The sequence below is a fragment of the Streptomyces lycii genome (assembly GCF_009735685.1).
Classification (GTDB): domain Bacteria; phylum Actinomycetota; class Actinomycetes; order Streptomycetales; family Streptomycetaceae; genus Streptomyces; species Streptomyces lycii.
Genome location: NZ_WHPN01000037.1, coordinates 1 through 10,572 on the forward strand (window position 1 = coordinate 1; position 10,572 = coordinate 10,572).

The window sequence follows — 10,572 nt, forward strand, 5'->3', positions numbered from 1 at the left end:
CCAGGGGCCTCCGGCCCGCCGGCCACGTTTCAGGACCGGCTTCCGCCGCCCGGTCGCGGTTTCCCGCCGCGACCGGGCGGCGTCGCGTTTCCGGCGGAGGACCGGCCGCCCAACGGGACGGCGCCCCGGCACGGCGCGCCGCCCTGCGTGCCCGCTCCCGTGCCCGTTCCCCGTGCCCGTCCCCCGCGCCGGGAGCCCGGCGTCGGGCGTCGGACGTCCGGCGTTCAGCGCCCGGCGTCGGACGTCCGGGTACGACGAAGCGCACGCCGGTTCCGGCGTGCGCGAGAGGGGACGGCTCGGGTGCGGGGGTCCGGGAGTCAGCCGGGGGAGGCCAGCTCCGCCCACACGGTCTTCCCGGCGCCGTCGGGATTCCGTACGACGCCCCATTCCCGGCAGAGCCGCTGGACGATGAACATGCCGTGCCCGCCGGGGCGCCCCGCGTTGTGCGGCGTGCGCGGGGCGGGAGCGCCGTCACCGCGGTCCGAGACCTCCAGCCGCAGCGCGTCCGGCGCGCAGCCGATCCGCAGCTCCTCGGGGCCCTCCGCGTGCAGACACGCGTTCGTGACCAGCTCGGAGACGACCAGCAGCACGTCCTCGGCGGCGGCCCGCTGCTCTCCCGTCGCCGCGGGCAACCAACCCCAGTCGTGCAACGCCTGGCGGGTGAAATCACGGGCGGCCGGCACGATGCCGCTGGCTCCTTGCAGGCGCAGCCTGCGCACCTGGCCGAACCGGGAGAGCGCGGCCGACGCCGATCCGCCCGACTCCGGCCCGCGGTCGCCCGGCGAGAACGGCCGAGTGGTGCTCATCAGCGCTTCACCTCACCGATCCGCCGACAGTCAAGTTCCGGTTACCCGACAGTTCCATCTGATTCAGCTGTCTCCTGCCCGACGACTCCATGAGAACACCCACTCGTTCATGATGGATTCCGCAACGCGCGTAACAACTCGGACACGGAGGGTGCACGCCGTCGTGCACCTCACTCGGCCGGAGAATCGGCCAGAGCCTCCTCGACCGAGCCGTGCACGGTGAAGACCGCGTCCGCGCCCGTGATCTCGAACACCCTCGCCACCACGGGAAGCATGCCGGTCAGATGCACACCACCACCCGAGGCCTCGGCCTTCAGACGGGCGCCGAGCAGCACGTTGAGCCCGGTGGAGTCGCAGAACTCCAGCCCGGAGCAGTCGACGACGAGGCGGGGGCACCCCTGCTCGACACATGCCTCCAGCGGCTCCCGCAGCACCTCCGCCGTGTGATGGTCGAGCTCGCCCACCGGCGTCACGACCGCGCTGGCGCCGTGATGGCGAACCTCGACATGGAGCCGGCCCCTGCTGGTACTGCCGACCATCTCGCGGTCCATGCGCACCCCTTCTGGTTAATTGCGACGGCAGTCCGAAGACTACGCCTTGGATACGTCGACTGGTAGCCGGAGATCCCACCAAAAGTAACGAATACGGACAACATGCCCTTGCTTTGGCAGCACGGAACCGGGTAGGGCTAGAAGAGACACATCCGCCACGGCCGGCTTTGGAGGCGCCGAACACCGCAGGACTCACATCGGCTCCGGCAGCCATATGCCGAGAACGACGGAGGAAATTCCATGTCACCCCAGCTCGACGAACCGCGCACGGCGCCCGAGCTCCCGGAGAACGCGGAGAGCGCACCGCTCGCGACGTCGACAATCCCACTCGAAGGGTTCGAGGAGGAGCTCGTCGGCCCGGTCGAGGACGTCTTCACCACAGATGTCCTCCCGAAGCTGGAGATCCCGCCCTCCGACGAGGTGGGGCCGCTGGACGCCCGTGCCCTGTCCAAGACGCTGTTCTCGCGTCTGGAGGGTCTTGAGGAAGGTACGCACGAGCACGCGTACGTCCGCAGCACACTGGTCGAGCTGAACCTCGCCCTGGTGAAGTTCGCGGCCTCCCGGTTCCGCTCCCGCAGCGAACCGATGGAGGACATCGTCCAGGTCGGCACCATCGGCCTGCTGAAGGCGATCGACCGCTTCGAGCTCAGCAGGGGCGTCGAGTTCCCGACCTTCGCGATGCCGACGATCGTCGGCGAGATCAAGCGGTTCTTCCGCGACACCAGCTGGTCGGTGCGCGTCCCCCGCCGGCTCCAGGAGCTGCGCCTCGACCTGGCCAAGGCCGGGGACGAGCTCGCGCAGGCGCTGGACCGGGCGCCCACGGTGAGCGAGCTGGCCGAGCGGCTGGACATCAGCACCGAAGAGGTCGTCGAGGGCATGGCCGCGAGCAACGCGTACACCGCCAGCTCGCTGGACGCCCAGCCCGAGGAGGACGACACCGAGGGCGCGCTGGCCGACCGCATCGGCTACGAGGACCACGGACTCGAGGGCATCGAGTACGTCGAGTCCCTGAAGCCTCTGATCGCGGAGCTTCCGTCGCGCGACCGGAAGATCCTCTCGCTCAGGTTCGTGGCCAACATGACGCAGTCCGAGATCGGCGAGGAGCTGGGCATCTCGCAGATGCACGTCTCCCGGCTGCTGTCGCGGACGCTGACCCGGCTGCGCAAGGGTCTGCTGATCGAGGAGTGAGGATTGAGGACACCGCCGCGGCAGTCCCGCCGGACAGCCGCGCGGCCGTCCGGCGGGACCGCCCGGCGGTCCCGGTGCCGTAGGGGCCCGTGTCCCGGCCGAAGAGCCGGGCGGCGGGCCCCTCGGCGTGCAGCGAGGGACCTCCGGTGTCCACGGGCCCTCCGGGTGCGCGGGGGGCCTCCGTGTGTACGGGGCCCTCGGTGCCTGCGGGAGCCCTCGGCGTCTGCGGGGCCTCCTCGGCGTCCACGGCCTCGGCGTGTACGGGGCTCCTCGGCGCGTGCGCGGGCCGGTGCGCGCGGCACGGCCGGTGCGCGCGGCACGGGGCTCCCCGTGCCCGGCGCCGCTCAGACCACGCGTGCGCCCTGCCGCCAGACCGCGGAGACCAGCGGGACGCCCGGCCGGTACGCGAGGTGGACGGCCGAGGGCGCGTCCAGCAGCGTGAGGTCGGCGCGCGCGCCCGGTGTGAGGTGTCCCACGTCCGTGCGCCGCAGCGCCGCCGCGCCGCCCGCCGTGGCCGCCCACACCGCCTCGTCCGGCGTCATCCCCATGTCCCGTACGGCCAGCGCGACGCAGAACGGCATCGAGCTGGTGAACGACGAGCCGGGGTTGCAGTCCGTGGACAGCGCCACCGTGGCGCCGGCGTCGAGCAGCCGGCGCGCGTCCGGCCATTCGGCGCGCGTGGAGAACTCCGCGCCGGGGAGCAGCGTGGCGACCGTGCCGCCCTGGGCGAGCGCGTCGACGTCGGCGTCGGTGAGACGCGTGCAGTGGTCGGCCGAGGCGGCCCCGAGTTCGACCGCGAGCCGCACCCCGGGGCCGTACGACAACTGGTTGGCGTGCACCCGGGGCACCAGTCCGCGGGCCGCTCCGGCGGTGAGGATCGCGCGGGCCTGGTCGCCGTCGAACGCGCCCTCCTCGCAGAAGACGTCGATCCACCGGGCGTGCGGGGCGCAGGCGTCGAGCATCGGCCCGGTGACGAGCCGGACGTACTCCGCGGGGTCGCCGGCGTGCTCGGGCGGGACGATGTGCGCGCCCAGGAAGGTGACCTCGTCCGTGTGGGCGCCGGCGATGCGCAGGGCGCGCTCCTCGTCGTCCACCGTGAGGCCGTAACCGGACTTGGTCTCGATGGTGGTGGTGCCCTGGCGGAGGGCTTCGGCGACGTAGCGGGCGACGTTCGCGTGGAGTTCGGCGTCGCCGGCGGCGCGGGTGGCGGCGACGGTGGTGCGGATGCCTCCGGCGGAGTACGGGCGCCCGGACATGCGGGCGTTGAACTCCTCAGTGCGGTCGCCGCCGAAGACCAGATGGGAGTGCGAGTCGACGAAGCCGGGGAGCGCGGCGCGGCCCGCAGCGTCGAACTGCTCGTCGGCGGCGGGGGCCTGGTGGGCCGGTCCGGTCCAGGCCACCCGCCCGCCGTCGAACACCACGGCGGCGTCCCGGAGCAGGCCGAGCGGCCCTTCGCCGTGTCCGGCGTCGTTGGTGACGAGTGAGCCGATGTTGACCACGGCGGTGCTGCCGCGGGTGCCGGTGCTCGTGCCGGTGCTGCCGGTCGGGCGCGCCATGACGCTTCTCCTCGGGTGCGGGGGCGGGGGGCGGGTTGGCGGATCGCGTGCGGGACGGGTCGCCGCGCGGCGCGGCCGGAACGGGCTGCCGCGCGGCGCGTACGGGTGGGGCTGCCGCCCGTCCTGTACGGGGACGGGCGGTCGCCGGCCGGTACGGCACAGGCTGCCGGGGACCGGCCGGTCCGCGCGTGCCGCGGGGTGCCGCGGCGTGTCGCCGGGTGCCGCGGCGTGTCGCGCGGTGGCCCGACGTATCGCGGAATGCCCGCGGCACGGTGCGGACCGGCGGTGCGGTGCGGACCGGCGCCTCAGTCGCCCAGGGCCGCGACGGCCTTGGTCAGGGCGGCCGGGACGTCCTCGACGTTCCGGTGCCCGCCGTCGCGGACGATGTGCCGTCCGGCGACGACCGTGTGGCGTATGTCCGCGCCGGTCGCGGCGAACACCGCGGTCTCGGCGCCCAGCCGGGGCAGCGGCCCCGCGGTGCGCACGGAGTCCAGCGCGACGGTCGTGAAATCGGCGAGCGCTCCCGTCTCGATACGGCCCGCCTCCGGCCAGCCCAGCGCGGCGTGCCCGTCGGCGCTCGCGGCGCGCAGCAGCTGGGCGGCGGTCCAGTGGCCCCGGGTCCGGGTGCGCAGCCGCTCGTTCAGCTCCATGGCGCGGGCCTCTTCGAGCAGGTCGATGACGGCGTGGCTGTCGCTGCCGAGGCAGAGTGCGCTGCCCGCGGTGTGGAGCTGCCCCGCGGGGCCGATGCCGTCGGCGAGGTCGCGTTCCGTGGTGGGGCACATGCAGACACCGGTCGCGCTGTCGCCGAGCAGCCGGATGTCACCGGACGTCAGATGGGTGGCGTGGACGGCCGTGGTGCCCCGGCCGAGGACGCCGTGGTCGGCGAGCAGCCGGGTGGGGGTGCCGCCGTGCGCGCGCCGGCACGCGTCGTTCTCGGCGGTCTGCTCGGACAGGTGTACGTGCAGCGGGGCCCCGCGCTCGCGTGCCCATCCCGCGACGACGGGCAGCGCCTCCGCCGGTACGGCGCGCACGGAGTGGATCGCGGCGCCGAGCCGGGCGTGCGCCGAGGGCACCCGGGCGGACGCCCGTTCGGCCCAGGCGTCGGCCGTGCCGTCGCTGAAGCGGAGCTGGTGGTGTTCCGGGGGCCGGTACCGCCGGCCGGTGCCGAAGCCTGCGGCGAGGTACGCCGTGTCGAGCAGGGTGATGCGGATGCCCGCGTCACCGGCGGCGGCGATCAGGGCCTCGCCCATGGCGTTGGGCTCGGCGTAGCGCCCGCCGCCGGGCGCGTGGTGCAGGTAGTGGAACTCGCCGACACAGGTGACACCGGCCAGCGCCATCTCGGCGTACACGGCGCGGGCCAGCGCGTGGTACGTGTCCGGGGTGAGCCGGGACGCGTAGCGGTACATGACCTCGCGCCAGGTCCAGAAGGTGCCGGAGCCGATCTGGACCGTGCCGCGCAGGGCCCGGTGGAAGGCGTGCGAATGGGCGTTGGCCAGGCCGGGGAGGGTCAGCCCGCGCAGCGGCTCTGCGCCGGGGGGCGGCGCGGCCGTCCCGGTGGTGACGGCGGCGATCAGGCCGTCCCCGCCGACCTCGATGGCGACGCCCGGCTCCACGATTCCGTTGAGCCAGGCGTGCTCCGCCCAGTACGTCAGTGGCACGCCATTCCTTCCAGTACGTCGGCGAGTGCGGTGACCCCGGCGAGGCAGTCGTCCTCGGCGGCCTGCTCGGCCGGGGAGTGCGAGACGCCGGTGGGGTTCCGTACGAACATCATGGCGGCCGGGACCGCCCCGGACAGGATGCCCGCGTCGTGGCCGGCACCGGTGGGCAGAACGGGTGCGCCGCCCAGCATCTTCGCGAGGTCGTCACGCAGTGCGTGCTCGAACTCCACGACGGGGGTGAACGACTCCCGGGTCACCCGGACGCCCACGCCGTCCCGCTCGCCGCTCTCCGCCGCGGCGCGTTCGACCGCGCTGACGACGGTCGCGAGGGCCGGCTCGTCGGGGGCGCGGGAGTCGAGCCAGCCGCGGACCAGGGAGGCGATGGCGTTGACCCCGCCCGGCTCGACGGTGACCTTGCCGAAGGTGGCGAGTGCGCCGGTGAGCCGGGCCTGTTCGCGGGCGGCCAGGACGGTCGAGGCGTAGGTGAGCATCGGGTCGCGGCGGTCGGCGAGGGCGGTGGTGCCCGCGTGGTTGGCCTCGCCGTGGAAGTCGAACCGCCAGCGTCCGTGCGGCCAGATGGCGGAGGCGACGCCGACGGGGGTGCCCGCGGCGGCGCGGCCGCCGGACCGGCCGGGACCGCTGCCGGATCCCCGGGGGGTGCCGTGCAGCGCGAGGTTCCGGCCCTGTTCGATGTGCAGTTCGACGAAGGCGCCGATCCGCGCGAGCCGCTCCGGGTCGGGGCCGATGGCCTCGGGGTCGTGGCCCGCCCGTTCCATGGCGCGGGCGAGCGTGACGCCGTCCGCGTCGCGGAGCCCGCGGGCGGCGTCGGGGGCGAGCTGTCCGGCGGTGAGCCGGGAGCCGACGCAGGAGAGTCCGAAGCGGGCGCCCTCCTCGTCGCCGAAGTTGACGACGGCGAGCGGGCGGCGCGGCCGGGCTCCGCGCGCCCGCAGTTCGTCGAGGGCGGCGAAGGCGGAGACGACGCCGAGCGGGCCGTCGAACGCCCCGCCGTCCGGTACGGAGTCCAGGTGCGAGCCGGTGACGACGGCGTCCCCGGCCGCGGGGTCGCCGAGCCAGGCCCACTGGTTGCCGTTGCGGTCGGCCTCGTAGCCGAGGCCGCGGTGCCGGGCCTGCTCCGCGAACCAGGCGCGGCAGTCGGCGTCGGCGGCGGTCCAGGCGTAGCGCCGGTAGCCGCCGGTGCCGGGGTGCCGGCCGATGCGGGCGAGGTCGCGCCACATCCCGGAGAAGTCCGGTGCGGGCACGCGTCCCGCGGGGCTGTCCGTACCGGCGCCGGCGTTCACGACTCCTCCCGCATCGGGATGCGCACCCCGCGCTCCGCCGCGACCTCTTCGGCGCGGTCGTAACCGGCGTCCACGTGCCGGATGACGCCCGTCCCCGGGTCGTTCGTCAGTACCCGGCGGATCTTCTCGCCCGCGAGCGGCGTGCCGTCGGCGACCGTGACCTGCCCGGCGTGGATCGAGCGGCCCATGCCGACGCCGCCGCCGTGGTGGAGCGACACCCAGGAGGCGCCGGAGGCGACGTTGACCATGGCGTTGAGCAGCGGCCAGTCGGCGATGGCGTCGGAGCCGTCGAGCATGCCCTCGGTTTCCCGGTACGGGGAGGCGACCGAGCCGCAGTCGAGGTGGTCGCGGCCGATCGCGAGCGGGGCGGCCAGCTCGCCGGAGGCGACCATGTCGTTGAACCGCTCCCCCGCCCGGTCCCGCTCCCCGTAGCCGAGCCAGCAGATGCGGGCGGGCAGGCCCTGGTAGTGGACGCGTTCGCCGGCGAGGCGGATCCAGCGGGCGAGGGACTCGTTCTCCGGGAAGAGGTCGAGGACGGCGCGGTCGGTGGCCGCGATGTCCTTCGGGTCACCGGACAGCGCCGCCCAGCGGAACGGCCCCTTGCCCTCGGCGAACAGCGGCCGGATGTAGGCGGGGACGAAGCCGGGGAAGGCGAACGCGCGGTCGTAGCCCGCGGTCCTGGCCTCGCCGCGGATCGAGTTGCCGTAGTCGAAGACCTCGGCGCCCGCGTCCATGAAGCCGACCATGGCCTCGACGTGCCGGGCCATGGACTCGCGGGCCCGGGCGGTGAAGTCGGCGGGCTTCTCCGCGGCGTACGCGGCCATGTCGGCGAAGTCGACCCCGCTGGGCAGATACGCGAGAGGGTCGTGGGCGCTGGTCTGGTCCGTGACGATGTCGATCGGCGCGCCCTTGGCGAGCAGTTCCGGTACGACGTCGGCGGCGTTGCCGAGGACGCCGACGGACAGCGGGCGGCGCGCGTCCCGGGCCTCGCGGGCGAGTCGCAGCGCGTGGTCGAGGGAGTCGGCGCGCACGTCGAGATAGCGGTGCCCGATGCGGCGCTCGATGGCGCGCGGGTCGCAGTCGACGCAGATCGCGACGCCGTCGTTGAGCGTGACCGCGAGCGGCTGCGCGCCGCCCATGCCGCCGAGGCCCGCGGTGAGGGTGATGGTTCCGGCGAGGCTGCCGCCGAACCGCTTGGCGGCGACGGCGGCGAAGGTCTCGTACGTGCCCTGGAGAATGCCCTGGGTGCCGATGTAGATCCAGGAACCGGCCGTCATCTGGCCGTACATGGTCAGGCCGAGCGCCTCCAGCCTGCGGAACTCCTCCCAGGTGGCCCAGTCGCCGACGAGGTTGGAGTTGGCGATCAGGACGCGCGGCGCCCATTCGTGGGTCCGCAGCACGCCCACCGGGCGGCCGGACTGCACGAGCATCGTCTCGTCCTGTTTCAGCCCCCGCAGCGTGCGGACCATGGCGTCGAACGACTTCCAGTCGCGGGCGGCCTTGCCGGTGCCGCCGTAGACGACCAGCTCGTCCGGGTGCTCGGCGACCTCGGGATCGAGGTTGTTCTGCAGCATCCGCAGCGCGGCCTCCTGCTGCCAGCCCCGGGCACTCAGCTCCGTACCCCGCGGTGCGCGCACCGGTCGCGGTCCCGACATCGCTGCCTCCTGCTGCGAATGGATTGATTCATTCATATGCTCGATGGATGAATAGAGATAGTCAACAAGGCCGGTGTGGTGGAGTGGCCTCATGAGCGCGACGGACGACGAGCGACACGGACGGGCACCCGGCGGCCCCGGCGACGGCACGCCGGGCGGCGGACGGGTGCCGGAGGGCGGGGACACGGCGCGGGCCGGGCGCACGGCGGAGAAAAAGGGCACCCCGGACGGCGGCACCCCGGACGACGGCGCCCCCGACGGTGGTGCGGCCGCGCTCGCCGCCGCCCGCCGCGAGCGGGCCGTACGGGCGGCGGTGGAACAGGGGCTGATCGGGCCGGCCGACCCGGTCGTCGGCTTGTTGGACGTGGCCGGCATCCGGGCCTCGGCCGCCGGGCTGCGCGCGGCCTTCGAGGAGGTCACCGCGCCCGGCACACCGGTGCTGAACGCCTTCGCGGTCAAGGCCGCGTCGCTGGTGCCCGTGCTGCGGCTGCTCGCGGACGAGGGCCTGGGCTGCGAGGTCGCGAGCCCCGGCGAGCTGGCGCTGGCCCGCGCCGCGGGCGTGCCCGCCTCGCACACCGTGCTCGACTCCCCGGCCAAGTCGGTCGAGGAGCTGCGTGAGGCCCTCTCGCTGGGCATCGCGGTCAACGCCGACAACCCGCAGGAACTGGCGCGCGTCGACACCCTCGTCGGCGGCCCCGGCGCCACCCCGTCCGCGCCGGTCGGGCTGCGGATCAACCCCCAGGTGGGCGGCGGCACCATCGAGGCACTGAGCACGGCGACGGCCACCTCCAAGTTCGGCGTGGCGCTGCGCGACGAGGGCGCGCGCGACTGGGTGGTCCGCGCGTTCCTGGACCGGCCGTGGCTGACCCGGCTGCACACGCACACCGGCTCCCAGGGCGTCCCGCTCGACCTGATGGCGGCGGGTGTCCGGGCGGCGTACGAACTGGCCGAGGAGATCAACACCGCGGCCGGGCGGCAGCAGATCGACACCCTCGACATCGGCGGCGGGCTGCCGGTCAACTTCGCCTCGGACGAGGAGAGCCCCACCCACCGGGAGTACGCGCTGGCGCTGCGGGACGCCGTCCCCGGGCTGTTCGACGGGCGCTACGGGCTGGTCACCGAGTTCGGCCGGTCGCTGCTCGCCAAGCACGGCACGGTGCTGGCCCGGGTGGAGTACGCCAAGACGGCCGGGGACCGCCCGATCGCGGTCACGCACGCCGGGGCACAGCTCGCGACCCGTACGGTCTTCGCGCCCGGGTCCTGGCCCATCCGGGTGACGGCCTTCGACCCGAAGGGCCGCCCGAAGAGCGGGCCGTGCGTCGACCAGGACGTGGCCGGGCCCTGCTGCTTCGCGGGCGACCTGGTGGCGCAGAAGCGGCCGCTGCCGCTGTTCGAGGCGGGCGATCTGGCGGCGCTGCTCGACACCGGCGCGTACTACTTCTCCAACCACTTCGCCTACAACAGCCTGCCGCGGCCCGCCGTGCACGGATTCAGCACGGATCCCGGCGCCCCCGGGGGCGTGCGCTTCGCTCTGGTGCGGCCCGCGCAGTCCGTGGAGGAGATCGTGGCGGAGAGCGGCGGGGCCCAGCGGGACGCGCTGACGCGGTGACCGGCCACCTGCTGACCCGGTGACCGCGGCGAGGCGGCGAGGCGGCGAGGCGGCGCTGTGACGCCCCGGTGACGCGGCGACCGGCGCACCTGCTGACCCGGTGACGAGGTGGCGGGGTGACGGGGTGGCGGGGTGACCGGCTGCCCCCGCGACCCGCTGCCGAGGGGACGGGGCGACCAGCCGCCCCCCGGCAACCCGCTGCCGAGGGGACGGGGCGGTCGCGCGGCGGTCGGCAACCCGCTGCCGAGGGG

Annotated in this window: 8 protein-coding genes; 2 read left to right on the forward strand and 6 right to left on the reverse strand. The window is 74.6% G+C overall.

Going from position 1 to position 10,572, the window contains the following annotated elements; all coding sequences use genetic code 11:
* Positions 1-317 precede the first annotated feature (317 nt).
* A complete protein-coding gene (locus GCU69_RS02020) occupies positions 318-806 on the reverse strand; it encodes an ATP-binding protein (RefSeq protein WP_098752224.1) in 489 nt (162 codons plus the stop codon).
* Positions 807-976: 170 nt separating this feature from the next.
* On the reverse strand, positions 977-1,357 hold the full coding sequence (locus tag GCU69_RS02025) for an STAS domain-containing protein (protein ID WP_098752225.1): 381 nt from the start codon (positions 1,355-1,357) through the stop codon (positions 977-979).
* A 240-nt stretch (positions 1,358-1,597) separates the two neighbouring features.
* On the opposite strand from GCU69_RS02025, the gene GCU69_RS02030 reads away from it, so the two are divergent.
* Positions 1,598-2,545: an RNA polymerase sigma factor SigF gene (locus GCU69_RS02030; RefSeq protein WP_176604502.1), complete on the forward strand. Its 948-nt coding sequence runs from the start codon at positions 1,598-1,600 to the stop codon at positions 2,543-2,545.
* Positions 2,546-2,889: 344 nt separating this feature from the next.
* On the opposite strand, the gene hutI is transcribed toward GCU69_RS02030, so the two are convergent.
* The 4 genes from hutI to hutU all read right to left on the reverse strand — a co-directional run bounded on the left by hutI (position 2,890) and on the right by hutU (position 8,712).
* Positions 2,890-4,101: an imidazolonepropionase gene (hutI, locus tag GCU69_RS02035; RefSeq protein ID WP_098752226.1), complete on the reverse strand. Its 1,212-nt coding sequence runs from the start codon at positions 4,099-4,101 to the stop codon at positions 2,890-2,892.
* 305 nt (positions 4,102-4,406) lie between these two features.
* The gene (locus GCU69_RS02040) at positions 4,407-5,759 is read right to left on the reverse strand and encodes a formimidoylglutamate deiminase (RefSeq protein WP_156204956.1); all 1,353 of its coding nucleotides are present in this window, start codon (positions 5,757-5,759) and stop codon (positions 4,407-4,409) included.
* A complete protein-coding gene (locus tag GCU69_RS02045; RefSeq protein WP_156204959.1) occupies positions 5,750-6,994 on the reverse strand; it encodes an allantoate amidohydrolase in 1,245 nt (414 codons plus the stop codon). The genes GCU69_RS02040 and GCU69_RS02045 overlap by 10 nt, the downstream gene beginning before the upstream one ends.
* Positions 6,995-7,053: 59 nt before the next feature.
* Positions 7,054-8,712 (reverse strand): urocanate hydratase, encoded by a 1,659-nt coding sequence (hutU, locus tag GCU69_RS02050; RefSeq protein ID WP_156204957.1) that lies wholly within the window; start codon positions 8,710-8,712, stop codon positions 7,054-7,056.
* Positions 8,713-8,803: 91 nt separating this feature from the next.
* Between hutU and GCU69_RS02055 the strand changes: the two genes are divergently transcribed.
* Positions 8,804-10,321, forward strand: coding sequence for a type III PLP-dependent enzyme domain-containing protein (locus tag GCU69_RS02055; protein ID WP_156204958.1), 1,518 nt, complete (start codon positions 8,804-8,806; stop codon positions 10,319-10,321).
* Positions 10,322-10,572: the final 251 nt, after the last annotated feature.

Excerpts from the sequence above, each read along its gene's own strand:
- GCU69_RS02020 (WP_098752224.1), bottom strand. The coding sequence starts at position 806 with ATGAGCACCACTCGGCCGTTCTCGCCGGGCGACCGCGGGCCGGAGTCG.
- GCU69_RS02025 (WP_098752225.1), bottom strand. The coding sequence starts at position 1,357 with ATGGACCGCGAGATGGTCGGCAGTACCAGCAGGGGCCGGCTCCATGTC.
- GCU69_RS02030 (WP_176604502.1), top strand. The coding sequence starts at position 1,598 with ATGTCACCCCAGCTCGACGAACCGCGCACGGCGCCCGAGCTCCCGGAG.
- hutI (WP_098752226.1), bottom strand. The coding sequence starts at position 4,101 with ATGGCGCGCCCGACCGGCAGCACCGGCACGAGCACCGGCACCCGCGGC.
- GCU69_RS02045 (WP_156204959.1), bottom strand. The coding sequence starts at position 6,994 with ATGTGGCGCGACCTCGCCCGCATCGGCCGGCACCCCGGCACCGGCGGC.
- hutU (WP_156204957.1), bottom strand. The coding sequence starts at position 8,712 with ATGTCGGGACCGCGACCGGTGCGCGCACCGCGGGGTACGGAGCTGAGT.
- GCU69_RS02055 (WP_156204958.1), top strand. The coding sequence starts at position 8,804 with ATGAGCGCGACGGACGACGAGCGACACGGACGGGCACCCGGCGGCCCC.